This window comes from Mycolicibacterium smegmatis, from assembly GCF_001457595.1.
Lineage (GTDB): Bacteria > Actinomycetota > Actinomycetes > Mycobacteriales > Mycobacteriaceae > Mycobacterium > Mycobacterium smegmatis.
In genome coordinates this window covers 539,715-566,111 of sequence record NZ_LN831039.1, presented here as the reverse complement: position 1 = coordinate 566,111, position 26,397 = coordinate 539,715, and the positions used below count along the sequence as shown (strand labels likewise).

Genomic DNA, 26,397 nt, shown 5'->3' with positions numbered 1-26,397 from the left:
CGATCAGTAAAACTGATTGTTTGACGGGCGCCGCAAAGAACACCGAGGAGTTGTCAGCGATGTCGATCAAGCGCACCGACCGCATGCGCGAGGTGCTTTCCCTGCTCCGCGAACGCGGCGAGGTGACCTCTCAGGTGCTGTGTACGGAGTTGAAGATCTCGGCGGCCACGCTCCGCCGCGATCTCAGCGAGCTCGAGGAGCAGGGCCTGCTGGTGCGCACCCACGGCGGCGCGCGAGCGGTCGATCCGAGCGACAGCGAGATCCCCGTGCGGCTGCGCGACCACCGGATGGTCGCCATCAAACGACGCATCGCCCAGCATGCGGCCGCACTGGTGCCTCCGGGTCAGCAGGCCGTCGCGCTCACCGGCGGCATCACCACCGGCGAGGTGGCGCGCGCGCTGCGTGGCAGACCGCAGATCACCATCGTCACGAACTCGCTGACGATTGCAGCCGACTGCGCCGTGGACGCGCACATGAAGGTGATCATGACCGGCGGTGTGGTGCGCTCGAAATCCCTTGAGGCCGTGGGCCCGATGTCCGAGCATGCATTCCAGGTGATCACGGTCGGGACCGCGGTGCTCGGCGCCGACGGGATGTCCGCCGGCATCGGGGCGACGACTTTCGACGAGGGTGAGGCACGCACAGCGATTGCCATGGCGTCCAACGCGCAGCGCGTGGTGGTGGCTGTCGACGGTTCGAAGATCGGCAAGGTGACACTCGCGAAGATGGTGCCGCTCGACCAGATCGACCATCTGGTGACCGATTCGACCGCAGACCGCGCTGAACTCGACCGCATCACCGCAGCCGGTGTCCAGGTGCACGTCGTCGACGTCAGCGACGGGTGAGTTCGGATCCCGCCGTGCGTAACGCAGTGGCGGTCCTGAGCGCGTTTTTCCGCCGTGGTGTTACGAGCGGCGCACTGCTGCAGCCTAATTGAGCCGCACGCCCGTTTCGTTGTCGAACAGGTGGATCGCGTCCGGGTCGGCGGTGACGTGCACGGTGTCGTCGGCGCGGATACCGTCGCGCGTGCTGACGCGCACGACGACGTCGACGTCGGCCCCGGCATGGATCGCGGTGCCGTACAGATACGAATCGGCGCCGAGTACCTCGACCACACCGACCTTCACGGCGATGCCGGCATCGGGTGCGGTGAGCCGCCATCCTTCCGGACGCACGCCGATCAGCACCGGGCCACGCAAGTCGGCAGCGCACTGCACGGCCATGTCGTGCCCGGCCACGCCGAGCGTGCGGTCACCGAGCTGGGCGTCGAAGAACTTCATGGCCGGCGACCCGATGAAGCCCGCGACGAATGCGTTGGCCGGCCGGTCGTAGAGGTCCATGGGTGCGCCGACCTGTTGCAGAACACCGTCTTTCATGACGCCGACACGACCCCCCATCGTCATGGCCTCGGTCTGGTCATGCGTGACGTAGATGGTGGTGACGCCGAGTTCGCGTTGCAGTTTGGCGATGTCGGTGCGGGTCTGCACACGCATCTTGGCGTCGAGGTTGGACAGTGGTTCGTCCATGCAGAACACCTGCGGGTTGCGCACGATCGCGCGGCCCATCGCGACACGTTGCCGCTGTCCACCCGACAGCGCCTTGGGCTTGCGGTTGAGATACTCGGTGAGGCCGAGGGTTTCGGCGGCAGCAGCCACCCGGCGGCGGCGTTCGTCCTTCGACAGGCCCGCGTTCTTGAGGCAGAACTCCATGTTGCCGGCCACCGTCATGTGCGGGTACAGGGCGTAGTTCTGGAACACCATCGCGATGTCGCGGTCCTGCGGCGGTGTCGTGGTGATGTCGCGGTCGTCCAGGTAGATCGAGCCGCTGGTGAGGTCCTCCAGGCCGGCCAGCATGCGCAGCGTCGTCGACTTGCCGCACCCGGACGGGCCGACCAGCACCATGAATTCACCGTCGGCGATGTCCAGGTCCAGCTCTGCCACCGCCGGCGTGGGGGCGTGAGGGTACCGAAGCTGGGCCTTCTCGAATCGGATGGCAGCCATGGGTTGTGCTCCTGTTGGTGAAGAGGTCAGCGCACCGAGATGCCGCCGACCATGCCGTTGATGAAGCGCTTCTGCAGCGCGAAGAACAACACAGCGATGGGCAGTGCCACCATCACGCCTGCGGCAGCCAGCAGTGAATAGTCGGTGAGGTGCTGACCTTGGAAGAACGCCAGGCCGAGCGGAGCGGTGCGCCTGTTGTCGGACACCACCATGACCAGCGGCAGCAGGAATTCGTTCCAGGTCCACATCGTGATGATCACGGCCATCGTCATCATGGGCGCCAGGCTGGTGGGGACGACGATCCGCCACAGCGCCCGCAGATCGCTCGCGCCGTCGAGCCGCGCGGCTTCGATGATCTCACCGGGGAATCCGCGGAACTGGTTGCGCATCCAGAACACCGCGAACGCCAGCGATTGCGCGGTCTGCGGCAGGATCAACGCCCAATAGGTGTCGGTGAGGCCCACGGTCCGCATGTTGAAGTACAGCGGGATGATGAACGCCTCGGTCGGCAGCGTCAGCCCGAGCAGCAGCAGATAGAACAGCACGGAAGATCCGAAGAACTTCATGCGTGCGAACGCGTATCCGGCGAAGGTCGCCAGCACGACGCTGAGGATCACCACGGCGACCGTGACGATCACGCTGGACAGCAGGTAGCTGCTGAAGTTCCCGCGCGTCCAGGCCGCACCGTAGTTGCCCAGGTCGACGCTGCGGGGCACCGCGAAGCCGCCGTGGTTCTCACTGGGCGGTGTGATCGACGAGAACAGCACGCCCACAAGGGGAATCACCGCGAACAGGGCGAAGACCCCGAGGATCAACTGGTTGACGATCCGCTCGGTGCGGGTGAGCTTCACTCTGCCTCCCGGGGAGCGATACGGCTGATCAGAACCGTCAGCACCACGATGACGATCGTCAGCACCACGGCGATGGCCGAGGCCAGCCCCACCTGCCCGGTGTTGAAGGCCCGGTTGTACGCCTCGTACGCGGGCACCGACGTCGCGTTGCCGGGGCCGCCGCGCGTGGTGATGAACACCAGGTCGAAGGTCTTCAGCGCGGACACCACGGTCAGGGTCAGTGCCACGGCGATCTGCCCCCGTAGCGACGGCAGCGTGATCGCCACGAATTCGCGCACACGCCCGGCCCCGTCGAGGCGAGCGGCTTCGAACAGTTCGGGCGGGATGTTGCCGATCCCCGACAGGAACAGCACCAAGCACAGGCCGATGTTCAGCCAGGTGCCGATCAGGCCGATCGCGATGAGCGCAAAGGTGTGGTCCCCCAGCCACACCCGCGTGATCGAGTCGAGGCCGACCAGACGCAGGGTCTGGTTGAACAGCCCGTCGCGGGAGTAGATGGAGATCCAGATGGTGGCAATCACGACGGTGGCGATCACCTGCGGCAGGAACAGCACCGTGCGGAAGAACGACATGGAGCGCAGGCCGTGTGCGCGCGAGATCAGCGCGCTGAGCACCAGACCGATGAAAACCGGTGCGGCGGCGTAGAACAGCATCAGCACACCGGCGTGCAGGAACGAATCCCGTAACCGTTCGTCGCCGAACACCGCGACGTAGTTCTTCAGCCCCGCAACGGTTGCGACGCCCAAGCCGTCCCAGTTGTAGAACGAGTACTGCACGGTCTGCAGGACCGGCGCTCCGAGGAACACCGCGAACACCACGAACGCCGGGGCGACGTACAGATAGGGCTTCACCGACCGGCGCGAGCGCCGCCGCTTCGGCTGTGCGACCCGCCTCCCCGCCGCGGTGGTGTCACCGGGCGGGGACGCGGGCTCGTTCGGCTGACGAAGCGCCACGGTCACTTCTGGCTCGCCAGGAAGTCGGCGTAGTCCTTCTGCAGTGTGTCGACGAATTGCTCAGGGGTGGCCTGCCCGCCGACCAGTTCCTGCATCGCGGCGGTGATGGTGTCGTAGAACGTGGGCGTCGCGTAATCCAGGTACGGCACCTCACCGTTGGCCTCCTGCACGTCGCGGTACTGCGTCGCGATGTCGGCGGCGACGGTGCCTGCCTCGGGCTCGTACCCCGATGGCAGCACCGTCGGCAGGTTGCCGGTGTCCAGCAGCAACTGCGAGGCCTTGGCGTTGGTGATGAAGTCGATGTACGCGGCCGCCACGTCGGGATGCGCCGACTTCGATGTGATCGCCCACGCCAGGCCCTGACCGCCGGTGGTGGCGGGCTCGCCCTGGTCGGAGGTGAGCGTGGTGAAGCCTGCCTTGTCGCCGAGAGCATCCTGCAGCGGCTGCTGCATCCAGGTGCCGGTGATGGTGAACAGGGCTCCGCCGCGGCCGAATTCGGCGATGGCGTCGTCACGCGAGACGCCGTTGGCGCCGGGTGTCAGATAGCCCTTCGTCGACCAGTCGGCGATCCGCTGTGCGGCTTTGAGCGACGGTTCGTCGGTCCAGGCTCCGCCCTTGCCACTCACCAGGTCGTTGACCGCGGGCGCACCGGCCAGCGCGGCCTGCACCACGCCGTAGAGATGGATGCCGGGGCTCTTGTCGAGGTTGCCGAACGCCATCGGCAGGATGTTCTTGGCCTTCGCGGCCTCCATCGCGGCGTTCAAGTCGTCCAACGTCTTCGGGACTTCGAGGCCCAGTGAGGAGAGCAACTCGCGGTTGTAGAAGATCCCGACAACCTCGCCGGTCTGCGACACCCCGTAGAGCGTGTCACCCTGCCAGGTTTTGCCGTCGCTGCTGAAGCTGTTCTGCTTGAGCAGCGCCTCCGGGTAATAGGTGTTCCACCCGTAGAGTTCGGCGTAGTCGCTCATCGGGCGCAGCATGCCCGCCGCCACGAACGCGCCCATGTCGGGGTAGCCCTGGTTGGCCTGCACCACGTCGGGTGGGGTGTTACTCGACAAGGCAAGGCGCAGTGTGGTCTTCAGGTCGCTGAACGACTCGACGGTGCGTTTGATGGTGACGTTGGGGTACATCTCCTGGAACTGGGCGTTGAGCTTCTCTTGCGCCTCTCGGATACCACCGTCGGTGTTCTGGTCCCAGACGGTCAGCGTCACCGGGCCCGCCGAGGCGATGTCCTTGGACACCTCGCCTGTGGGGGCGGGTGAAGAACCGGAGTCACCGGATGGGCCGGGCGCACAGGCGGACAACGCCAGCGCCGCGACGGTGAGGGTGGATGCGACGGCGGAACCGAATCGGAAGAGGCGCGTTCTGGTCATGACGTCAGGGCTCCTGGGGTTGCGGGGACAGTGGATTGGCGATGTCGGCCGGCCCATTCCCGGACCGGCGTCCAGTCCGGGTCGGCACAGCAGTCGGCGAGCAGGTCGGCGATGTCGGCCGGGTGCGGCGCGCTGCGCGCTCCCCCGGCGCCCCGCACGGAGCACGTCGCGCAGGCGCTGGCGAGCCTCAGCCGGTCGGCCAGTTCCCACTCCCACGCCGTGGCGACCATGAATGCCGCGGTGAACGCGTCGCCGGCCCCGGTGGGGTCGACGGCCTCCACCGCGATGGCGGGTACCCGCAGGCGTGTCGCGCCCTGGGCCGCGATCGCGCCGTCGGGGCCGAGGGTGATGACGGCGGTCTCGACCGCGCCGGCCAGGACCTCCAGGGCCTCTTCGACGGTGGCGGCCCGGGTGTAGAGGAGCGCTTCGATCTCGTTGACGATGAGCACGTCGACGCCCGCGAGGTGATCGAGCAGTTCCTCGGACCACTCACCCGACGGGTCCCAGCCCACGCCACCGACGAGCAGGGTGCCTTGCGCGCGAAGATGCGCTGCTTCGGCCGGGACCGGACCGCGACCGAGCCCCACGTGTGCCACCCGTACCGGGATGTCTTCGGGCCAGGACGGCAGATGCCCGGAGTGTTCGTAGGTGACGAACGACCGGTCGTGGCCGTCGGTGATGGCCACCGAGATGGGGATCTGATATCCGGGGTGCTGGACGGCGTAGCGCAGGTCGAGGTTCGGTTCTTTCTGCAGGCTGCGCGCGACGATGCAGCCTATGGGGTCGTCACCGAGTTCGGTGACCAGCGCGGTGTGTGCGCCGAGTCGCGCGGCCGCGACGGCCCGGTTCGCGGCGCCTCCCGGCGAGATCGCGAACCCGTCGGCGTAGACCTCCTCGCCGGGGGCCGGGGCGTTCACACCCGTGAACACCAGGTCGCTGTAGACCCGGCCTGCGACCAGGACGTCGATTTCGCGCTCGGTCACGCGCGGTTCCCTCCCCATTGGTGACGTAGTTTGACGTACTTGCGCGGTCAGCGTGCATGTACCGGATGACAATAACGTTTCAAAGCCGTCTCCAGGGAGTTATTTCGAGAAATTTCCGCCAGAACCAGTCAGAGTCGCGCAAACTCTGTCAAATTCTGCGTAAGATTCTTCCCATGTTCCTCGCCGAGCGTCACGAACGGATACTCGCCGAGCTGGCCGACGGCGGACAGTCGGTGGTTCAGCTCGCCGAGGCGCTCGGCGTCAGCGAGTCGACCATCCGTCGCGACCTCGACATCCTCGCCAAATCCGGCCGGTTGAAGCGGCTCTACGGCGGGGCGATGCTCACCTCGGGCAGCCGCGCCAACATCACCGACTCCGGCGCGGTCGAAGAGCCGTACACCTTCGAGAGCCGTCCCGACTTCGCGCTGCGCAAGCGGGTCGCCGCGGAGGCGGCACGGCTGGTCTCCGACGGTGACGTCATCGTCCTGGACATCGGGTCGACCACCCCGCTCGTGGCCCGCGAACTGCGCGGCAGGCCCGTCACGGTCATCACTTCGAACCTCGCGGTGCTCGACGAGATCCGCGACGACGACACGGTCGAGGTGGTGCTCCTGGGCGGCGTGCTGCGGCGCAATCAGCAGTCGCTGGTGGGCCCGCTCACCGAGCAGCTCATCGGACAGCTCAGCGCCGATCTGATGTTCCTGAGCTGCACGGGAGTTCGCGGTGGCCGTGTGGTGGACAACATGGCCGTCGAGGCCCCCATCAAGCAGGCGCTGATCGCCGCGTCACAGCGAATTGCGTTGCTGGCCAGCGAGGTCAAGTTCCCCGGGACCGGCGCACTGCGCCTGTGCACGCTCGACGAGGTCGACGTGCTCATCACCACCTCCGGCACCCCGGAGGACGAAATCGCCAAGCGCCGTGAGGCCGGCAGGAAGGTCATAGTCGCATGAAACTCGCCATTCTCGGTGGTGGTGGATTCCGCACCCCCTACGTCTGGCAGGCGCTGATCCGCGATCAGGGCACACCCCGCGTGACCGAGGTGGCCCTGTACGACGTCGACGAGACCCGGTTGGCCACCGTCACCACCATCTGCGAGCAGTTGGCCCTCGGGTTCGACGACACCCCCGCACTGCGCACCTACACCGAGCTCGAACCCGCTTTGGAGGGCGCCGATTTCGTGTTTGCGGCGATCCGCGTCGGCGGCGTCGAACAGCGGTGCTGCGATGAACATGTCGCACTCGACCTCAACGTGCTGGGGCAGGAGACCACGGGCCCGGGCGGGATCGCCTACGCGCTGCGCACCGTTCCGGTGATGCTCGACATCGCCGAGACGGTCAAACGGGTCGCACCGCAGGCATATTTCCTGAACTTCACCAACCCGGCCGGCATCATCACCGAAGCGCTGCAGACCGTTCTGGGTGACCGTGCACTCGGGATCTGTGACACGCCTTCGGGTTTGGGACGCCGGGTGGCGGGCGTGCTCGGCTACGATCACACCCGCATCCAGATGGACTACGTGGGCCTCAACCACCTCGGCTGGATGCGGCGCGTGCTGGTGGACGGCGTGGACGTGCTGCCCAACCTGCTCGCCGACGAGCACCGGTTGAGCCGCATGGAGGAAACCCAGATCTTCGGTGCCGAATGGATCCACTCCCTCGGCGTGATCCCGAACGAATATCTGTACTACTACTACTTCAACCGTGATGCGGTGCGCCGCATACTCGAATCCCCCCAGACCCGTGGTGACTTCCTGCTCGAGACCCAGGGCAAGTTCTTCACCGAGGCCGCGGAGAATCCCGACACCGCTGCCAAGCTGTGGGGCGAGGCGGTCGATGAGCGCGGTGCAAGTTACATGGCCGAGGCCAAGGGCGGCGTGCAGGGCAACCCGACCGTCGAGCGTGAGCGCGAGACCGATCCGGCGCATCTGGGCTATGCGGGTGTGGCTCTCGGTGTGATGGCGGCGATCAGCCGCGACGAGCGGCGCACCATGATCCTCAACGTCCGCAACCGGGGCACCATCGCCGGCCTGCCCACCGACGCGGTCGTCGAGGTGCCGACCACCGTCGACGCCAACGGCGTGCACCCGCTGACCCTCGACAGCCAGCCGGATCTTCACCAACTCGGTCTCATGCAGCAGGTCAAAGCCGTGGAGCGGCACGCGATCTCGGCGGCCGTCAACGGCTCCACCGATGAGGCGCTCAAAGCGTTCGCACTGCACCCGCTGGTGGATTCGGTGACCGTGGCCCGCCAGTTGCTGGCGGGCTACATCGCCGCCAATCCCGATCTGGCCCGGGTGCTGGCGAAGAGCTCACTGGCCGCATGACACCGACGGTCGACATCACCGCCGATACCAGGGCCGCGGGCGAGGCGGTCGCCGCGCGCATCGCGGCGCTGATTCGCGCCACACCCGATGCGGTGATCGGCGTCGCGACCGGGTCGTCACCGTTGCCGGTGTACACCGCTCTGGCCAGATATGTCGATGCGGGCCTGGACGTGACGCGGGTGACCTGGTGCGCGCTCGACGAATATCTCGGTCTGCCAACACATCATCCACAGTCCTATCGGGTTGAGTTGGAACGTGCTCTGGTCGCGCCACTGCACCTCGATCCCGCGTCGTTGCGGGTTCCCGACAGTACTGCCGATGATCCGGACAAGGACGCCGCGGACTACGAAGCGTTTCTGGCCGAGCGGGGTGTCGATCTGCAGATCCTGGGCATCGGGCGCAACGGGCACATCGGGTTCAACGAGCCGGGCACGTCGTTCGCCTCCCGCACCCACCGGGCCCGACTCACCGAGTCGACGCGAAAAGCCAATGCGCGGTTCTTCTCCGGTCTCGACGAGGTGCCTCACGAGTGCCTGACACAGGGACTCGCCACGATCATGCGCGCGCGACGCATCGAGCTCATCGCCGGCGGAGAGCAGAAAGCCGACGCGGTCGCACGGGCACTGCACGGCCCGATCACCGAACAGTGCCCGGCCAGCATCCTGCAGCGTCATCCAGACGTGCATGTCACCCTCGATGCCGGCGCCGCGTCGCTCCTGGTCGAGCACTCCGCACGTCGCTGAGCGCGTACCTCAGGTCGTGAGCCGCGCAGCGCGGCCTGCCGTGGTGCGAGCCTCGTTGATCTGGTGTACGCGCACACTCACCTCGAGCTGGAACCGGTCGGCGGGGTTCTTGAGCGACAGACCCGTGAGTTCCTCGATGAGCTTGATCCGGTACAGCAGGGAATGCCGGTTCAGGTACAACGTCCTGGCCGCCGCGCTGATGTTGGTGGCCTCGTTGAGCAGGACCTCCAATGTGCGGACGAGTTGCCCGCGGCGCGTGCGGTCGTAGTCGATCAGCGGTTGCAGCGTCTGCAGCACGATGGCCATGCACTGCGGATGCTGGCGCAGCACGTCGGCGAATTGCACTGGCCCGACGGGGCCTTCGGGGGCGGGCGTCCGCGGTGCCGTGGTGGCGGCCGCGTTGACCGCCTCCTGAGGAGGCAGCAGCACCCAGCTGACCGCGGTCTGCTGAATTGCGTTGAGCCGCTTGGCCGCTTCGACAAGGGCGGACACCGTCGACGACGACGGGGCCGGCGAGAAGTGACTCATCACGAGGTCGTCGGTCACCGAGGATCTCACCGTGACCCCCGCCGCGAGCGCCAGTTCCTGCAGATTCTTTGCGAACACCTCGGCAAAGTCGTTCCACCCCGCGTCGTCGCGTTCACGACGACCGATGACCATCTGGACCAGTTCGTCGGGCGCCAGGGGCGTCAGAAGCGGCAGCAGGCTTCGCTGGACCGCGGAGAACGCGACCTCCCACGGCAGCACCACCACCGGGAACTCGTGTTGCTCGGCGTACGGGACCAGCGTGACGAGCAGTTCGTCGACGGCGGCCTCGGGTGGCGGGCTGATCACCACCCCGGCGGCTGCAGATGTGACGACGTAGGTGAGGAAGTCCAACACTCCGGGCTGGCGGACATCGGCGCCGGTGGTGAGCACCAGGTCGCCGGGACGGACGAAGGACTCCGCAGGTGCGTGCATGATGTCCACCCACAGGACCTCGCGGGTAAGCCCGCGCTGCCCGGCCACCACCGATCCCAGGTCGAGTGGCGGAACAGTCAAGGCCGCCGCCACGGTCAGCGGCAAATCCCGAGACATCTCATTCCTCACTCCGTGATCGGTTCGGCGTGCGTCGCCACCCAGTTGCCGGAGGAGCCGCGAAGGGCGCTGACGCCGCCTGGTCCGACGGTATCAGCGCCCTTTGCGGCGATTTGCGAGCGGTCCGCTCGTTCTACTCGGATTTCGCTTCGGAAAGCGTTCCCGTGGCCCGTCGGCTCAGCACCATACCGATGCCGAACACCACCACAGGCGCGATGCCGAGGATCACGGCGAGAGTCGGGCTACCACCGACCACCAGAGGGAGGTTCGACACGATCAGCACCAGGCCCGCGCCCAGCGCGAGCGTGGCGGCCGAGGCCAGCACGACGATGCGGGTCGCGCCGCCGCGACGGCGGAAGAAGATGACCACAGAGATCGTCGTCAGCAGCCACAGGATGGCCAGCGCGAGAACACCCACGCCGCCGAGCGGACCGAAGATCTGCAGAACCGGGTCCAGACCCAGCCCGGCCAGGAAGGCCATGATCACGAAGGACGCCACGGTGACCGCCAACGACGCGTTGGACGGGGCGCCGAAGCGGTGGTGGACCTTGCCGAGTTGCTTGGGGAAGACGTTGTTCTGCCCCAGGACGAACGCGTACCGCGCGGTGATGTTGTGGAAGGCCAGGGCGCAGGCGAACACACTGACGAACCAGAAGAGCGTGGTGAGGTCGCGGCCCAGCATGCCGAGGTATTGCTGAGCGGTGTTCACCATGAAGTTGTCTGGGTCGTCCTTGGCCACCTGGATGGCGTCGTGGCCGCCGTTGCCCTCGATGAGGGCCCAACTCGAAAAGGCGTAGAAGCTGGCGACGATGCCGACGGCCCAGTAGGTCGCGCGGGGCACGGTGCGGTCGGGGTCCTTGGCCTCGTCCCGGAACACCGACGTCGCCTCGACACCGACAAAGCCCCACAGCGCGTACAGCAGGGCGATACCGACGCCACCGGCGAGACCCTGCGGGGTGAAGGAGTCACCGGTGATGCCCTGCTCGCCGCCACGCAGGACGATGACCAGGTCGAGAACCACCAGGATCGCCACTTCGGAGACCAGGAAGACGCCGAGCACCTTCGCGCTCAGGTCGATGTCGCGGTAGCCGAGCCACGCGACGGCCGCGAGCACGAGTGCAGTCAGGATCCACCACGGGATCTGCGGCCCGCCGAAACGCTCGATCAGACCGCCGAGAATCACACCGTCGTACGCCGAGACGCCGAGCAACGTGCACATGTAGGCCGGCAGTGCGAGCACAGCCGCGCCGGTGCCGGCGGCCCGCCCGAGACCGCGCTGGATGTAGGCGTAGAAGGCGCCGGCATCGGTCACGTACTTCGACATGGCCACGAAGCTCGCCGAGAAGAGCAGGAAGATCACGCCCGCGACGACGAACGCGACCGGGATGCCGGTGGTGTCGCCCAGCGCCATACCGATCGGCACGTTGCCGCCGATGGTCGACAGCGGCGCCGCGGCCGCCACGACCATCAGGACGATGGCGGGGATACCGAGATTCCCGCGAAGTTTCTCGCTACCCGGCGGCGCATCGCTTCCGGGCCGGTCGTCGACGACCTCAGACATGGGTTGGTCCTCCTGTGCCAGCGGGACCGCGATCGGCGGCCCCGTCAGATTCCGGGAAATCTTGCGAGAAGAAACGCCGCTGCGGCCAGAGGAGAACGCCGGTTTCCAACATCTTGTTGAAGATGTCGCGACCGAACCGGCCCGCCCGGACGGCCGCTCAACAGGTTGTTGGAAGCTGCCCGCCCGCCATTGTCGGAGGCGCGTGTTCCCGTCGATGCTGGCTCGGTCACGCAACAAGAGAGGTACGGCAGTTGCCATGCACCTGAACAGCACCGAGGTCGACAGCAGGTTGGGACGCATCCGTCTGCTGGATCGGCAGCGCGTCAATCTCGACGGGTTCGCCGACGTGGACGCCGAACTCGGGATGATCTCGCATCTCTCGCCCAACGACCCGGAGCCGTCCTGGGTGGTGGCCGACGACGGCACGGTGCTGGAGATGGACTCGAAACCGGCCGAAGACTTCGACACGATCGACGAGTTCATCGTGAAATACGCCATCGACCACGAGCAGGCGCCGCGTTCGATGGCGATGACCGACCTGGACCTGGCCCGGATGATCGTGGACCCGGGCCGGCCGCGTGAGGAGATCCTGCGGGTGTGCTCGGGGCTGACCCCTGCCAAGATGGCCCGCGTCGTCGCGAGCCTGCAGCCCGTCGAGATCCAGATGGCGATGATGAAGATGCGTGCCCGGCGCACGCCCGCCAACCAGGCCCACGTCACCAACCGCCTCGACGACCCACTGCTGATCGCGGCCGACGCCGCCACCGCGGTGGTGTACGGCTTCCGCGAACTCGAGGCCACCGTGCCCGTGCTGGACGACGCCCCTGCGGTCGCCGTCGGCCTGTTGATCGGCTCGCAGGTGCCCGCCCCCGGCGCGCTGACGCAGTGCTCCGTGGAGGAGGCTCGCGAACTGGAACTGGGTGTGCGCGGCCTGGTCTCGTACGCCGAGACGGTGTCGGTCTACGGCACCGAGCAGGTCTTCACCGATGGCGACGACACGCCGTGGTCCAAGGCGTTCCTCACCTCGTGCTACGCCTCGCGCGGAATCAAGATGCGGTTGTCCAGCGGCGCAGGCTCCGAGGTGCTCATGGGACAGGCCGAGGGCAAGTCGATGAACTACCTGGAGGCCCGCTGCGTGGCGCTGGCCAGGGGCATCGGTGCCCAGGGCGTGCAGAACGGCGGCGTCGACGGGGCGGCGATCACCGCGTCCGTACCCGGCGGCGTCAAGGAACTCCACGCCGAGAACCTCATGGTGATGCTGCGCGGGCTCGAATCCTGCAGTGGCAACGACTCGTTGATGAGCGAGTCGACCATGCGCCGCACCAGCCGGACGTTGCCGACACTGCTGTCGGGTTCGGACTTCATCTTCTCCGGGTTCGGCTCGGTCGTGTCCTACGACAACATGTTCGGCCCGTCCAACTTCAACGCCGCCGACCTCGACGACTACCTCGTGCTGCAGCGCGACTGGGGCGTCGACGGCGGTCTGCGGTCGGTGGATCCGACCACCCTGGAGTCGATGCGCCGCGAGGCTGCCGAGGCCACCCGCGCGGTGTTCGAGTACCTCGGCCTGGCCGATTTCGACGACGACCACGTGGAAGCCGTTGTGGGAGCCGAAGGTTCGAAGGACCTTCCGCAGGACGACGGGGTGAAGGTGCTCAGCGCCGCCCGGATGATCGACCAGTCCGGGCTCACGGTGCTCGACATCGTGTCCGCACTCGCCGAGACCGGGTTCACCCACATCGCCGACCGGGTGCTCGGCATGGCCCGGGCCCGCGTCACCGGTGACTACCTGCAGACCGCCGCGATATTCGACGAAGAGATGAATGTGCTGTCGGCGCTGCACGATCCCAACGACTACCGGGGCCCAGGAACCGGATACCGGCCGACGCCGGAGCGTCAGGCGCAGATCGACGCCGTGCGCCAGGCACGATCGGTGGCCGACCTGGTCAAGGAGCAGGCCACCTCCGCGCAACCTGACCGATTGAGGGTTCTGGGTGCCGCCACGGTCGGCGAGGATCCGCGCGAGGTCGTCATCGGGGTGTCACCGGCGTTCGGCACCAAGCTGTTTCGCACTCTGTCCGGGATGACCATCTACGACGTGCTTGAGCAGATCCTGGCCGGCCTGGAGGAAGAACACTGCGTGCCGCGCCTGGTGCGGATCACCGACAGCATCGACCTCGGTGCGATCGGCAAGTCGGCGGCGCAGCTCTCCGGCTCCGGCATCGGGGTGGGCCTGCAGGCCAAGGGCACCACGCTGATCCACCGTCGTGATCTCCCGCCGCTGGCCAACCTCGAATTGCTCAGCGTCGCACCGCTCATCACGCCCGAGATGTACCGGTTGATCGGTATCAACGCCGGCAGGCACGCCAAAGGCGCGACACCGTCACCCATGCGCAACGCCTACACCGACGAGGCGATCACCGCCCGCTACCACACCAAGGTGGTGTCGATGGTTGCCATCGAACGTGAGGAGTCCGAGCGCCGCGAAACCGGAAACGTCGAACTGGAGATCACCCGATGACCATCACCTCACACTCCGGCCGCAGCATCGACGAGGTGACGGTCGAGGCCGCCCGCGGCGGCGACCTGACCCTCGACGACATCCGGATCAGCCGGGACACCCTGATCTCCCAGGCCGAGGCCGCCGAACGCACCGGGTCGGAGCAACTGGGCCTCAATCTTCGGCGCGCGGCCGAACTGACCGCGCTGAGCTCTGACGACATGCTGGCGGCATACGAGGCGCTGCGGCCGGGACGCTCCACCTTCTCCGAACTCGAAGCGCTCGCACAGCGCCTCGCCGCGCAGGAGGCGCACACGTGTGCCCAGTTGGTCCGTGAGGCGGCCGCGGCCTACCGGCGGCGCGGCCTGCTGCGGTGACCGTCTGGGCGGGCGTCGACATCGGGAACGCCACCACCGAGGTCGTGCTGTGCGGAGGAGACACCGGACTCGACGTGCTCGCGAGTGCACGCACCCCCACGCGTGGCGGCAAGGGATCGCTTCGCGCCGTTCACGGGGCCGCGCAACTGGCCCGCCGCCTCGCGGACGCCCACGGGCTGGTGATCGACCGGGCCGCGTTCGCGCCGACCCCACCCGTGCACTCGACGGTGGAACGCGTTCTGCTGCAGTCGCGCCGCACCGGACGACTCGCCATCGTCACGCGGGCCGCGGCGACCACCGCTGGTGACGGCGCCGGCGTCGGCACGCCGGTACCGGTCGAGCAGCTCGCCGTCGCCGGTCCGGACCGCCCGGTGGTCGCGTGCGCGACCCGGCAGTGGGGCTACCGCGACGTCGCCGGCCTGGTGAACGCGGCTGTCGAGGCGGGCACGAACGTGGTCGCCGTGCTCACCGAGAACGACGAAGCGGTGCTCGTGTCCAACCGGTTGCGCGCGCCGGTGCCCGTGGTCGACGACGTCGACGTGCCGCAGGTGCTGTCGACGACGCTGGTCGCCGTCGAGGTGCGCCAAGGTCCGACACCGCTGCAGCGGCTGACCGATCCCTTCTGGCTCACCGACACCTTCACGCTGGACGGCGACGAACGCGTCGACGCCCGAGTGGTGGCGGACCTGCTCTACGACAGCGCGTGTGCCGTGGTGTGCCTGAGCGATTCCGCGGCCGTCGACGCAACCTCGTCTCCATCTGGCGTCCCTGCCCCCGAAGAATCCGACCGCACCCATGTCGTGGATCTGACTGAGATTGCCGCACAGGCGAACTCACGCCGCGGCTCGGTGGTGGTGGACAACCTTGTGCTGGCCACGATGGGCGGTGACGCCGACCCACCGGCCGACGCCGATGCACTCGCAGAGGCCGTTGGGGTCCCGGTCACGCGGGTCGACTCGGAGGCGGCCGCGGCGCGCGTGGGCGCACTCACCACGCCCGGGGTCACCCCCGATGTCGTCGTGGTGGATGTCGGCGGCGGCACCGTCGACGTGGTCGCCGACGGTGCCCGCGTCGTGCTGCCCGGAGCCGGGCAGTTGCTGACCACCGCGACAGCCACGGCGCTGGAGATCTCGCGGAGCGCCGCGGAGTACGCGAAACGCGCCGAGGCGGTGACCGCGGTCACCGCCCAACTCGTTGAGGACGAACACGGCAGACGGCGGTTCCTCGACCGGCCCATCGACGGCCGGTGCACGGGCTGGTTGCTGACGACCGCGCCCAGTGGACTGCTCCCCTTCACGTCGAGGCTCTCGGGTGCGGAATGGCGCAGTTGGCGGCATGCCGCAAAACGCCTGGTGATCGGCACCAATGTGATGCGGGGCATCGCGCAGGTGGCACCCGGGGCCGCAGGGGTGCTGCTCGTGGGCGGCGGCGCGAGCGATGACGAGCTCGTGCGGGCGGTCAGCGAGCAACTCGGCCACCATGTCACGGTGGGGCGCGGCAACGTGTGCGGCCGGCTGAGCCATCGGTTCGCGGTGGCCTATGGGCTGGTGGCGCTGACCGTCGATCGGTGAATTGCTGCCATCCTGCGGTCAATCACTGCCATCAGAAATTTGCCGGCGCGGGCCTCGGTTGTGGGTGTCAACAGGGTAGGAACACCGACACAGAAAGGTTCGGACCATGAAGAAGTTCGGATTCGCAAGCGCCATCGCCACCGGTTTCCCCGCCGCCGTCTTCGGACTGGCCGCGCCGGCCCAGGCCGATATCTCCCACCACGACTGGGTCCACAACACCCAGCAGCACGCCACCGTCGGCAGCGTCCAGCCGGTCTTCGGCAACGGCCGCTGACACACAGCGACACAAGAGGGGCACCCATGCGGGTGCCCCTCTTTTCGTTTCTGCCAATGGTTTTGAGAGCGCGGTCACAGCGCAGCGACCAGTTGCTGCCATCTGGCGGTCAATCACTGCCAGCGGAAATTACCGAGCACCTGGCCTCGTTGTGACAGGCAACCGGGTAGGAAACACCGACACAGAAAGGCTCGAATCATGAAGAAGTTCGGATTCGCCACCACCATCGCCACCGGCTTCGCCGCCGCCATCTTCGCCCTGGCCGCACCGGCACAGGCGGACTCCGCCCACCACGACTGGGTCCACAGCACACAGCAGCAGGCCACCGTCGGCGCCGTCCAGCCCGTCTTCGGCAACGGCCGCTGACACCCCGACGTCAGAAGAGGGGCACCCCACGTGGGTGCCCCTCTTCTCGTTGTGGCACCAGCGCGGAAGGCACACTGATCGCATGACCGAAGCGCGCGGGTTCCTGCTGATCATCTCGCTGGCGGCCACGACGGCTCTGACACTGGCGCTGGGATTCACCGATCCCGCCGCTCCCCTGTCGTACCCGACCAAATTCCTGGTGTGGAACCTTTTCCTGGCCTGGATCCCGATGCTGTGCGCGGTCGCGTTCGACCTGGCGGAGCGGCGTTTCTGGCTGATACCGCTGGGCCTGGTCTGGCTGGCGTTCCTTCCCAACGCCCCCTACCTGGTCACTGATCTGGTGCACCTCGGCGAGGGCTACGAGCTGTGGCGGCACGTGCTGCAGTACGGGTTCGCGGCCTGGACCGGCATCCTGCTCGGGGTGGTGTCGCTGCTTCTCGTGCACACACGGATCTCACGCGAATTCGGCGCGGCCTGGGGATGGTTGGCCGCCGTGCTGTCGGTGGGACTGTGTGCGATCGGCGTGGTGATCGGCCGGTTCCAGCGCTGGAACTCGTGGGATCTGGTCACCCAGCCCGACGCGGTGGTCGCGGCCACCTTCGACTGGATGCGCGCCCCGCTGGCATATGTGCAGTCGACGGGCGTGGCGATCGCCGTCGCGGCGTTCTTCGGGCTGGCCTACCTCACGGTGTGGTCGATTCGGGGGCTCGCGCTGTAGACCTGGCGCGGCTTCTGCGGCGTCGGCACCTATCATGGCAGCGTGGGAACTCTCGCCGATGTGGCACGCGCCGCGGGGGTCTCGGTCTCGATAGCGTCTCGGGCTCTCAGTGGCGACACCCGCGCCCGGATGAGTGAAGCCACACGTGCACGCGTACTCGCGGCCGCTGACGAACTGAACTACGTACCTAACGCGCGCGCCCGGGCTTTACGTCATTCCCGTTCCGGAACAATCGGTCTCATAGTTCCCGATGTCAACAACGCCGTCTTCGCCGACATGTTCTCCGGTGTGCAAATGGCCGCCTCAGGCCACTCGACCGACGTCTTACTGGGCCAAATCGACGCGCCACCCCGCGGTACACAACAGCTGTCACGACTGGTGAGTGAAGGCCGCGTCGATGGCGTACTGCTCCAGAGGCGTGAGGATTTTGACGACGACATGCTGGCCGCCGTGCTCGAAGGTGTCCCCGCGGTCACCATCAACTCCCGAGTCCCCGGCCGGGTGGGATCGGTGATCCTCGATGACCAAAAAGGCGGCGGTATCGCCACAGAGCATCTGATCACTCTGGGTCACAGCAGAATTGCGTTCATATCCGGCACAGCGATCCACGACACAGCACAGCGGCGTAAAGAGGGGTATCTCGAAACACTCGCGAGCGCGGGCCTTCGGTCAGAAGCCGCGTGGGTGGTCGACGCCGGATGGGAAGCCGATGCCGGTTCCGCCGCGCTCAACACGTTGTACCGGGGTGCGAACCTCGGAAAGCCGGACGGGCCAACCGCTGTCGTCGTCGCCAGCGTCAATGCCGCGGTTGGAGCTCTGTCAACCGCGTTGCGGCTGGGATTGCGTGTCCCCGAGGACCTCTCGATTGTGGGTATCAACACAACCTGGGTGTCGGATACCGTTTATCCCGCACTCACCACAGTGAGGCTTCCGCTACAGCGCCTCGGCGAAGTGGCCGCGGATGTTCTGATGGAACATCTCGGGGGACGGGCTTTGACCGACACGGTGGTCACCCAACCCACCCCTGAACTGCTGGTGAGAGAGACCACCGCGCCTCCGACGCGTGACTGATCGACTACGCGCGGGGCGCCGATTCGGCTGTCAGCGGCCGAAGTTGGCGGGCCGCTTCTCGACGAAGGCGGTTACTCCCTCTATGCCGTCCGGCGAACCGAACAACTCCATGAGCGCCGCGCGTTCATCGCTGTAGGCCAAGTTTCGCTCGATCCCGGAAACGAGGCGCTTGGTGGCTGCCAGAGCAGTGGCGGACGATGCCGCGAGTTGGTGAGCCATCTCCAGTGCACGGTTCAGGCTTGTGCCGTCGGGGACAACTTCATTGACAAGCCCGAGCGTGCAGGCGTCCTCGGCCGATATCGTCTGCTGAAGCATGATGATCTGCTTTGCTCGCCGGATACCGATCTGGGCTGACAACCTTTGCGTCCCACCCCATCCGGGAATCAAACCCAGCGCCACCTCGGGAAGCCCGAGTTTAGCCGACTCGCCGGCGACGACGATATCGGCACCCATCGCCAGTTCGAATCCGCCGCCCAGGGCCATCCCCTCCACTGCCGCAATCACCGGGATCGGCGCCGTGGTCATCGTGTCGATCACCGCGCCTGCCGCGCGGGTGATCTCACCGATCTCGCCTTGGTCACCCCGTTTGTACGTCGCTATGTCCGCGCCGGCGGAGAAGAACGCACCGCCGCTGATCACCACCACCCTGGTGTCCGTCGGTCGCCCGTCGATTGCGCGAGAGATCGACCGAATCATGGTCAGGTCGAGTGCATTGCGCTTCCGGGGACGGTCCAGCAGGACGTGCAGCACGCTGCGGTCCAGCTGGATCCGAACCTCGGACTGCTTCTGAGCGACGCTGTCCTGGATCGTCATTTCTGCACCTTTGCCTGAAGTCGATCGATGTGTTCTGTGCTGTAGCCGAGTTCGGCGAGTACTTTGCGATTCGAGCCGCCCAGTTCGGGTGGCGTGCTGCGCACGCCCGGGCGCTGGCCGTCGTAAGTGATCGGGTGCGCTAGCAGCTTCACCGCACCTGCCCGGGGATGCTGGATCTCGATCACCGAACCGTTGTGGTTGACCTGCGGGTCGTCGACCACCTCGGCATAGCCGTTGACCGGCGCGAACCACATCTGCGCCGCTGCGAGCAGCGTCGTCCATTCCTCCGTCGAACGCTTCCCCAGATGCACCGCTACGCGCTCATTGATTTCTTCCCTGCGCGCATAGGAGGACTGTTCACCGATCGACCGAAACCAGTTGTCCTCGAACAGTTCCGCCAGTTTCTCCAGCGCGTTGAGCGACAACGTCAGGTAACCGTCTGCAGTGGCGAAAACCCCGTACGGCGATTTGTAGTAGGGAGAAGAGATACCGGTCGCACTTCGGATGCCGTCGAATCCGTTCAAGAAGTACGACAGGGGTTCGATCTGCAGGTCCATCGCAGCACTCAGCAGGTTGCTCTCCACCCGTGTTCCCTGCCCGGTTCGATCTCGACCGTGCAGAGCGGCCAGGATCCCGAAAGCACCGAGAACTGCCCCGTGTTGATCAACGAGCGAGGCTCCCACCGGCGTCGGCGGTCTGTCGGCTGTTCCCGTGACCGACGCAATGCCCGCCATCGACTGCAGCAGAACATCCTGCCCGGGTCGGTCCTTGTACGGGCCATCGCTGCCGTATCCCGACAGTGAGCAGTAGACGAGCCGAGAATTCCGCTCACGCAACCGTTCCCAGCCGAGGCCCAGGCGATCCATGACCCCGGGACGGAAGCTCTCGATCAACACGTCCGCCTCGTCCAGCAGGCGGAGCACCACCTCGAGCCACTCCGGATCCTTCAGGTCGACGACGACACTTTCCACGTTGCGGTTCCCGAGCAGGAAGAAGACGCTCTCCCCGTTCAGGTAGGCGTCCGGCGCGGACCACGACCGTTCGAAGGCGCCACTCGGCGGTTCCACCTTGATGACGGTGGCACCGAGATCAGCAAGGAGCGCCGTTGCTGACGGCCCCTGGAGAAAATGTGTGAAGCTGACGACGCGGACTCCTTCAAGCAGGGACATCGCGCCTCCTCTCTGGACGGCGAACGCAGATTGGTGGGCTCACCCGAACAACATGAGGTTCGGGGTGCGCAATCGATTGTCCACCTTTAAGGCATTTTGCGCAATCGGTTGCTCACAGGTACTTCATGTGCTTCGCTTTAGCCAGCACACATCCAGGATCTGGTTGCTCACCGGTCGTTCTGTGACTGCTCCGGGCAACTTTCACAAGGTCGCCACCACGGCAGCACACGAGATGGGATTGCGATATATGAGCGATATGTCGGTAGTTGATTCGTTCGCGAACGATTTGTCCACGGAACGTCAGACGCCAAGATTGGAGGTGGTCGGCATAGACAAGGAGTACCCCGCTGCCACGGGCCCGATCCAGATTCTGCGCGGACTGAGTCTGCGTGCCGATCGAGGCGAGTTCGTCTCCATCGTGGGCCCGAGTGGCTGCGGCAAGTCCACCCTGTTCAACATCATCACCGGCCTGGTTCCCCCGACGGCGGGTTCGGTGTTGGTGAACGGCGAGGACGTCACCGGTTCGACGTCCCGGCACATCGGATACGTCCTGCAGAAGGATCTGCTGTTCCCCTGGAGGACGGTGCTGGAAAATGTCGTCCTCGGCCTTGAGGTCCGCGGTGTCCGCAAGAAAGATGCGCGCACCCGAGCACGCTCCTTGTTCGCCACCTACAAGCTCGAAGGTTATGAGGACAAGTACCCATCAGATCTCTCCGGTGGGATGAAACAGCGTGCGGCACTGATGCGCACGATGGTGACGGACCCCGACATCATCCTCATGGACGAGGCCTACAAGGCGTTGGACTACCCGCTCAAGATAGCGCTGGAAAGCGAGCTGCTAGAAACGGCTCGAACTACCGGAAAGACTGTCGTCGCCGTGACCCACGACATCGAAGAAGCGGTCACCATGTCCGACCGCGTGTATGTACTCAAGGCACGGCCCGGTGAGGTCGTCTCCGAATTTCCGATCGACCTCGGCACCACCAGCACCGACATCAATGAAAGGCGACTGGCACCGCGCTTCAACGAATTCTACGAAAAGATCTGGCGCGGAATCGGTCAGAAGCCGGGTGCAGCATGACGCCCTGGCACCTCTATGTGCGCACATCCCCGAAGGAGAGCCGATGACCACCGTACTGCCTCAGCGAGCCGCCACCGTTCCGCAATCGCCCCGACGCCGCACCTCGACACCGTCCCCGGGCAGAAGGCGTGTCATCCTCCACGCACTTCAGGGTGGGATCGTGCTATCTGCTTTGGCTGCTTGGGAATTGGGAGCACGAAGCGGATCCATCAGCTCATTCTTGTTCGGTAGTCCCAGCGCGGTATGGAATGTGCTCTACAAGCGTGCCGTCTCCGGTGAATTGTGGAGCGACATCGGTGTAACGAGTTCCGAAGTCATACTCGGGTTTCTGGTCGGGGCCGTCGGCGGCTCCGCGTTGGGGCTGCTGCTGTGGTACTCACAGTTCGTCGCTGATCTCACGGCTCCGTTCATCGCGGCAATCGGCTCGATCCCGGTATTGGCCGTGGCACCCCTGACGATCATCTGGTTCGGCACGGAGATGACCTCCAAAGTGGTGATCGTCGCCTTCTCCTGCGTGGTCGTGAGCCTCACCACCTCGTACAGCGGTGCTCGCCGGACCGACCCTGACCTGGTCAATCTGATGAAGTCCTTCGGGGCCACCCGGTCACAGATCTTCCGCAAGCTCGTCGTGCCCTCGGCGATGTCCTGGGTGGTTTCCGGGCTGAAACTCAACATCGGCTTCGCACTTGTCGGTGCGATCGTCGGCGAATACATCAGTTCCGACGCCGGTGTGGGACACATGATCCTTCGCGGCAGTTCCAACTTCACCATCACCCTCGTCATCGCAGGCATCGCGATCGTGATGGTCATGGTCCTCGTTTTCAACATCCTCGTCGCCGGTCTCGAGCGCATCCTCGGCCGCCACCAGAAGTCCTGAAAGGTATTGAACATGAACGGGAAAAGACTTCGGTCGCCCGCCGCCGCACTCGTCGTCTTGACCATGCTCCTCGTCAGCGGTTGCGCCGGCAGTGCCCCGCAACGCACCGACGGAAAAACGGCAGTCCGCATCAGCCAGGCATTCCAGTCTCTGCTCTATTTACCGCTCTACGTTGCGAAGGAGAAGGGATACTTCGAAGAGCAGAACATTCACGCCGAGATCTCCACCGGCGGAGGTGGGACGCAGTCCTGGACGGCGGTCCTGGGCGGATCGGCTGACTTCTCGATCCAGGACCCGGTCTTCGTCCCCAAGTCTCACGAGAACGGCGGTCCGGGCGTCGTGGTGGCCGCCATTCAGAACGCACCATCGGTTTTCGTCATCGGCCGCGAGAACAATGACGGCACCCTCGACAACTCCTCGATCTTCGAGGGGAAGAAGGTGGCGGTGAGCCCCGAACCGGACACGAGTTGGGCATTCATGACGTATCTGATCGAACAGGACACCCTGCGGGACGTCAGTTTGGTCAACGTGGCGCTGGGCAGCGAACTCGCCGCCGTCGCCAGCGGGCAGGCCGATTACGCACTGTCTTTCGAACCCACCGTCAGCCAGGCAGTGGTCGATCAAAATCTCGACGTCGTCTACTCCTTCGCGGCAAATCCCAGCTGGAATCCTTTCGCCTTCTCCAGCCTGACGTCCACCGATCGATATCTGCAACAGAATCCGGAGGCGGCTCAAGGAGTCGTCACCGCGATCGCCAAGGCGGCCAGGTTCATCTACTCCGAACCCGAGGCAACGGTGGACATCGCAACCGAATACTTTCCCGACCTCTCCCGCGAAGTCATCGAGGCGGCCGTGCAACGCGAGATCGAGGCCAAAGGCTACGCCGAAGATGTCACCGTAACCCGGCAGTCCTGGGACAACAACATGCGGATCTCCCTGTTCACCAAGAACATCGCCGCGTATCCGTCAGACGCCACCTCCTATGAGAACAACGTGAACACCGACCTGGCCGCGAATGCCCGTACGGCCCTTGCAACCGACTGACCGGCCGTCCTCGCCACATCTGAACAGGAACCAGACATGCCCTCCCAAACCCCCGGTGTCACCGAGTTGTCGCCCATCGCAGACGCATACGGTCTCGGACTCTCCGAAGGAGAACTCGCCGAGTTCGTCCCGCACGTCTCCGAAGTCCTGCGTTCGTGGGACCTCGTCGACGAGCTCTACGAACGTGAACGCCCAGATGCGGTGACACGTACATGGGCCGAGCCTGAACACAATCCGTTCGGGGCCTGGTACGTCACGTGCGATATCACCGAATCCACCGACGGTCCGCTGGCCGGTCGCAGAGTCGCCGTCAAGGACAACACCGCGGTGGCGGGCGTACCGATGATGAACGGCTCTGCCGCGCTGGAGGGGTTCATCCCGGACACCGACGCCACCATAATCAGCAGGATGCTGGCTGCCGGCGCCACGATCGCCGGCAAGGCGGTGTGCGAAGACCTCTGCTTCTCCGGAGCTTCACACACCTCCGCCACCGGACCCGTGCGAAACCCCTGGGATCCGACACGGACCTCCGGTGGGTCGTCAAGCGGCAGCGCGGCATTGGTCGCGGCCGGCATAGTCGACATCGCCACCGGCGGCGACCAGGGAGGTTCGGTACGTCTGCCGGCCGCCTTCACCGGAATCGTCGGGCACAAACCGACTCACGGGCTCGTCCCCTACACCGGCGCCTTCCCCATCGAACAGACTCTCGACCACCTGGGCCCCATGACACGTACCGTTGCCGACGCCGCCCTGCTCCTCGGGGTCCTCGCCGGACGCGATGGCCTCGACCCGCGTCAGCCGACGCGTGTCGCCGTGCCCGACTACGTCGCGGAGCTGAAGCGACCGGTCGCCGGGATGCGTGTCGGCGTTCTGTGCGAGGGCTTCGGCCACCCAGAGGCGGTACCGGGAGTGGACGACGCTGTTCGCCGCGCGGTCGACGTGTTGCGTGCGCAGGGAATGCAGTGCGAGAACGTGTCGATTCCGTGGCACCGGCACGGACGCAAGATCTGGGACGTGATCGCCGTGGAAGGTGCGACGACCCAGATGGTCGACGGCAATGCCTACGGGATGAATTGGCAGGGAGCGTACGACCCTGCGTTGATCGAATTCTTCGGATCCCGCAGGCAAGCGGACGGAACACTGTTGCCGGACACCGTGAAGCTCGTACTTCTGACCGGGCGGCACACCATCCGACGCCACCACGGCGCGCATTATGCAAAGGCCCGCAACCTGGTGCCCCGGTTGCGGGCCGCGTACGATGACGCGCTGTCACGCTTCGACGTCCTCGTCATGCCGACCACGCCGCTGGTGGCCACGCCGATCCCGGAATCCGATGCTCCCCGCGACGAGTATCTCGCCCGTGCATTGGAGATGATGGCCAACACGGCCGGCCTCGACGTATCCGGGCACCCGGCGTGCAGTGTGCCGGCGGGTCTGGTGGACGGCCTGCCGACGGGCATGATGATCGTCGGTCGCCATTTCGACGACGCCACCGTGTTGCGCGTCGCGCACGCGTACGAAGAGGCGACCGGCGGGTTCCTCCCAGCGAAAGTGAGCGCACCATGAATGTCACGCACGAGATCACTGTCGATCTGGACCGACCCCTCATCGCGGATCCGCGAGCCGGGCACAACCGGTGGCATCCCGACATTCCTGCCGTACTGCGTTGTGTCCCCGGCGATATCGTGGCGATCGACACCCGCGACGGCTACGACGGTCAGTTCGGCCGCGCCTCGACCGCCGACGATGTGCTCCGCGCCGACTTGGCCCGTATCCACCCGCTCACGGGGCCGATACACATCGAAGGTGCCGAACCCGGTGATCTCCTCGTGGTCGACGTTCTTTCCGTGGACACCGGGAACTTCGGAGCCACCTTGAACATTCCCGGGTTCGGATTCTTGCGTGAGGAGTTCACCGAACCACACATCGTGCGCTGGGAGATCGCCGACGGGTTTGCGCATTCGGCGGACCTGCCCGGCGTGCGGCTACCGGGAGCACCGTTCATGGGCGTCATGGGCGTCGCACCTTCCCGCGCTTTGTTCGACCGCACCAAGGCGGCCGAACAGCGCGCCGCGCAGGGCGGTGGACTGGTCGAACTTCCCAATCCCACCTCGGCCGTGCCACCGGACCGCGCGGCGGATCCGGGACGGCGCACCATCTCGCCCACCGAGGCGGCCGGCAACGTCGACATCAAACACCTGACCGCAGGCAGTCGCGTCCACCTCCCGGTGTGGGTACCGGGAGCGCTGTTCTCGGTCGGTGACGGACACTTCGCACAGGGTGACGGTGAGTCGTGTGGTGCGGCAGTCGAGACCACGGCGCGAGTGGTACTACGTTTCGATCTGCGCAAGGGCGCCGCCGCAGCACAGGATTCTCCTCACCTGAGTTTCGAACGACTCACTCCCGGACCTCCCGACGTCGCAAGCCGGCCACACTTCGCCGTCACCGGCATCCCGGTCGACTCCGCGGGCGAGATCCATCCGGAGAATCTCAACATGGCGACCCGCAATGCCCTTCGGCTGATGGTCGACCATCTCAGCGTCGACCGCGGCTTCACGCGACAGCAGGCATATGCCTTGTGCAGCGTTGCCGTCGACCTGCGACTGAGCCAGATCGTCGACGCACCGAACATCCTGGTTTCCGCATTGATTCCCACCGACATCTTCGTGTGA

The 26,397-nt window shown here is 66.0% G+C and carries 25 protein-coding genes; 16 read left to right on the top strand and 9 right to left on the bottom strand.

Going from position 1 to position 26,397, the window contains the following annotated elements:
• Positions 1 to 20: 20 nt before the first annotated feature.
• Positions 21 to 845: a DeoR/GlpR family DNA-binding transcription regulator gene (locus AT701_RS02390; RefSeq protein WP_223495286.1), complete on the top strand. Its 825-nt coding sequence runs from the start codon at positions 21 to 23 to the stop codon at positions 843 to 845.
• Positions 846 to 929: 84 nt separating this feature from the next.
• Here the strand turns inward: AT701_RS02390 and AT701_RS02385 are convergent, their stop codons facing one another.
• The 5 genes from AT701_RS02385 to AT701_RS02365 are packed head-to-tail and all read right to left on the bottom strand — an operon-like array spanning position 930 to position 6,160.
• Positions 930 to 2,000: an ABC transporter ATP-binding protein gene (locus AT701_RS02385; protein ID WP_058125077.1), complete on the bottom strand. Its 1,071-nt coding sequence runs from the start codon at positions 1,998 to 2,000 to the stop codon at positions 930 to 932.
• A gap of 26 nt (positions 2,001 to 2,026) precedes the next feature.
• Positions 2,027 to 2,851 (bottom strand): carbohydrate ABC transporter permease, encoded by an 825-nt coding sequence (locus AT701_RS02380; RefSeq protein ID WP_003891905.1) that lies wholly within the window; start codon positions 2,849 to 2,851, stop codon positions 2,027 to 2,029.
• On the bottom strand, positions 2,848 to 3,804 hold the full coding sequence (locus AT701_RS02375; protein ID WP_223495284.1) for a carbohydrate ABC transporter permease: 957 nt from the start codon (positions 3,802 to 3,804) through the stop codon (positions 2,848 to 2,850). The genes AT701_RS02380 and AT701_RS02375 overlap by 4 nt, the downstream gene beginning before the upstream one ends.
• 2 nt (positions 3,805 to 3,806) lie before the next feature.
• Positions 3,807 to 5,177 carry an extracellular solute-binding protein gene (locus tag AT701_RS02370; protein WP_058125076.1) on the bottom strand — a complete coding sequence of 457 codons (1,371 nt, stop codon included), beginning with the start codon at positions 5,175 to 5,177 and terminating at the stop codon, positions 3,807 to 3,809.
• Positions 5,174 to 6,160 (bottom strand): carbohydrate kinase family protein, encoded by a 987-nt coding sequence (locus AT701_RS02365; protein WP_003891902.1) that lies wholly within the window; start codon positions 6,158 to 6,160, stop codon positions 5,174 to 5,176. The genes AT701_RS02370 and AT701_RS02365 overlap by 4 nt, the downstream gene beginning before the upstream one ends.
• 173 nt (positions 6,161 to 6,333) lie before the next feature.
• Here AT701_RS02365 and AT701_RS02360 point away from each other — a divergent pair, with 173 nt between their 5' ends.
• From AT701_RS02360 to AT701_RS02350, 3 genes are read left to right on the top strand one after another with little or no spacing between them, the layout of a single operon-like run.
• Positions 6,334 to 7,110: a DeoR/GlpR family DNA-binding transcription regulator gene (locus tag AT701_RS02360; RefSeq protein ID WP_058125075.1), complete on the top strand. Its 777-nt coding sequence runs from the start codon at positions 6,334 to 6,336 to the stop codon at positions 7,108 to 7,110.
• Complete coding sequence (locus tag AT701_RS02355) at positions 7,107 to 8,483, top strand: 6-phospho-beta-glucosidase (protein WP_003891900.1); 1,377 nt, start codon at positions 7,107 to 7,109, stop codon at positions 8,481 to 8,483. The genes AT701_RS02360 and AT701_RS02355 overlap by 4 nt, the downstream gene beginning before the upstream one ends.
• A complete protein-coding gene (locus AT701_RS02350) occupies positions 8,480 to 9,226 on the top strand; it encodes a glucosamine-6-phosphate deaminase (RefSeq protein WP_058125074.1) in 747 nt (248 codons plus the stop codon). The genes AT701_RS02355 and AT701_RS02350 overlap by 4 nt, the downstream gene beginning before the upstream one ends.
• Before the next feature lie 9 nt (positions 9,227 to 9,235).
• Here AT701_RS02350 and AT701_RS02345 read toward each other — a convergent pair whose 3' ends face one another.
• Both AT701_RS02345 and AT701_RS02340 read right to left on the bottom strand, forming a co-directional pair.
• Positions 9,236 to 10,303 carry a PucR family transcriptional regulator gene (locus AT701_RS02345; protein WP_011726996.1) on the bottom strand — a complete coding sequence of 356 codons (1,068 nt, stop codon included), beginning with the start codon at positions 10,301 to 10,303 and terminating at the stop codon, positions 9,236 to 9,238.
• A gap of 133 nt (positions 10,304 to 10,436) precedes the next feature.
• The gene (locus AT701_RS02340) at positions 10,437 to 11,864 is read right to left on the bottom strand and encodes an APC family permease (protein WP_058125073.1); all 1,428 of its coding nucleotides are present in this window, start codon (positions 11,862 to 11,864) and stop codon (positions 10,437 to 10,439) included.
• A 256-nt stretch (positions 11,865 to 12,120) separates the two neighbouring features.
• Between AT701_RS02340 and AT701_RS02330 the strand changes: the two genes are divergently transcribed.
• The 7 genes from AT701_RS02330 to AT701_RS02300 all read left to right on the top strand — a co-directional run bounded on the left by AT701_RS02330 (position 12,121) and on the right by AT701_RS02300 (position 18,741).
• Positions 12,121 to 14,385: a propanediol/glycerol family dehydratase large subunit gene (locus AT701_RS02330; RefSeq protein ID WP_011726995.1), complete on the top strand. Its 2,265-nt coding sequence runs from the start codon at positions 12,121 to 12,123 to the stop codon at positions 14,383 to 14,385.
• The gene (locus AT701_RS02325; RefSeq protein ID WP_011726994.1) at positions 14,382 to 14,741 is read left to right on the top strand and encodes a diol dehydratase small subunit; all 360 of its coding nucleotides are present in this window, start codon (positions 14,382 to 14,384) and stop codon (positions 14,739 to 14,741) included. The genes AT701_RS02330 and AT701_RS02325 overlap by 4 nt, the downstream gene beginning before the upstream one ends.
• Positions 14,738 to 16,312: a diol dehydratase reactivase ATPase-like domain-containing protein gene (locus tag AT701_RS02320; RefSeq protein ID WP_058125072.1), complete on the top strand. Its 1,575-nt coding sequence runs from the start codon at positions 14,738 to 14,740 to the stop codon at positions 16,310 to 16,312. Before AT701_RS02325 ends, AT701_RS02320 begins: the two co-directional genes overlap by 4 nt.
• 106 nt (positions 16,313 to 16,418) lie before the next feature.
• A complete protein-coding gene (locus tag AT701_RS35205) occupies positions 16,419 to 16,586 on the top strand; it encodes a hypothetical protein (RefSeq protein WP_058125071.1) in 168 nt (55 codons plus the stop codon).
• A 198-nt stretch (positions 16,587 to 16,784) separates the two neighbouring features.
• The gene (locus AT701_RS35200; RefSeq protein ID WP_011726992.1) at positions 16,785 to 16,952 is read left to right on the top strand and encodes a hypothetical protein; all 168 of its coding nucleotides are present in this window, start codon (positions 16,785 to 16,787) and stop codon (positions 16,950 to 16,952) included.
• 82 nt (positions 16,953 to 17,034) lie between these two features.
• A complete protein-coding gene (locus AT701_RS02305) occupies positions 17,035 to 17,670 on the top strand; it encodes a DUF1361 domain-containing protein (protein WP_058125070.1) in 636 nt (211 codons plus the stop codon).
• Between the two features lie 42 nt (positions 17,671 to 17,712).
• Positions 17,713 to 18,741, top strand: a complete 1,029-nt coding sequence (locus AT701_RS02300; RefSeq protein ID WP_011726990.1) for a LacI family DNA-binding transcriptional regulator — start codon at positions 17,713 to 17,715, stop codon at positions 18,739 to 18,741.
• 30 nt (positions 18,742 to 18,771) lie between these two features.
• Here the strand turns inward: AT701_RS02300 and AT701_RS02295 are convergent, their stop codons facing one another.
• Both AT701_RS02295 and AT701_RS02290 read right to left on the bottom strand, forming a co-directional pair.
• The gene (locus AT701_RS02295; protein ID WP_058125069.1) at positions 18,772 to 19,554 is read right to left on the bottom strand and encodes an enoyl-CoA hydratase/isomerase family protein; all 783 of its coding nucleotides are present in this window, start codon (positions 19,552 to 19,554) and stop codon (positions 18,772 to 18,774) included.
• Positions 19,551 to 20,723: a CaiB/BaiF CoA transferase family protein gene (locus tag AT701_RS02290; RefSeq protein WP_011726988.1), complete on the bottom strand. Its 1,173-nt coding sequence runs from the start codon at positions 20,721 to 20,723 to the stop codon at positions 19,551 to 19,553. The genes AT701_RS02295 and AT701_RS02290 overlap by 4 nt, the downstream gene beginning before the upstream one ends.
• A 181-nt stretch (positions 20,724 to 20,904) precedes the next feature.
• On the opposite strand from AT701_RS02290, the gene AT701_RS02285 reads away from it, so the two are divergent.
• The 5 genes from AT701_RS02285 to AT701_RS02265 are packed head-to-tail and all read left to right on the top strand — an operon-like array spanning position 20,905 to position 26,397.
• A complete protein-coding gene (locus AT701_RS02285; RefSeq protein WP_223495282.1) occupies positions 20,905 to 21,804 on the top strand; it encodes an ABC transporter ATP-binding protein in 900 nt (299 codons plus the stop codon).
• On the top strand, positions 21,794 to 22,681 hold the full coding sequence (locus AT701_RS02280; protein ID WP_228025521.1) for an ABC transporter permease: 888 nt from the start codon (positions 21,794 to 21,796) through the stop codon (positions 22,679 to 22,681). Before AT701_RS02285 ends, AT701_RS02280 begins: the two co-directional genes overlap by 11 nt.
• Positions 22,682 to 22,693: 12 nt before the next feature.
• On the top strand, positions 22,694 to 23,725 hold the full coding sequence (locus AT701_RS02275) for an ABC transporter substrate-binding protein (protein ID WP_011726985.1): 1,032 nt from the start codon (positions 22,694 to 22,696) through the stop codon (positions 23,723 to 23,725).
• 36 nt (positions 23,726 to 23,761) lie between these two features.
• Complete coding sequence (locus AT701_RS02270) at positions 23,762 to 25,291, top strand: amidase (protein WP_011726984.1); 1,530 nt, start codon at positions 23,762 to 23,764, stop codon at positions 25,289 to 25,291.
• Positions 25,288 to 26,397: an acetamidase/formamidase family protein gene (locus tag AT701_RS02265; protein ID WP_011726983.1), complete on the top strand. Its 1,110-nt coding sequence runs from the start codon at positions 25,288 to 25,290 to the stop codon at positions 26,395 to 26,397. Before AT701_RS02270 ends, AT701_RS02265 begins: the two co-directional genes overlap by 4 nt.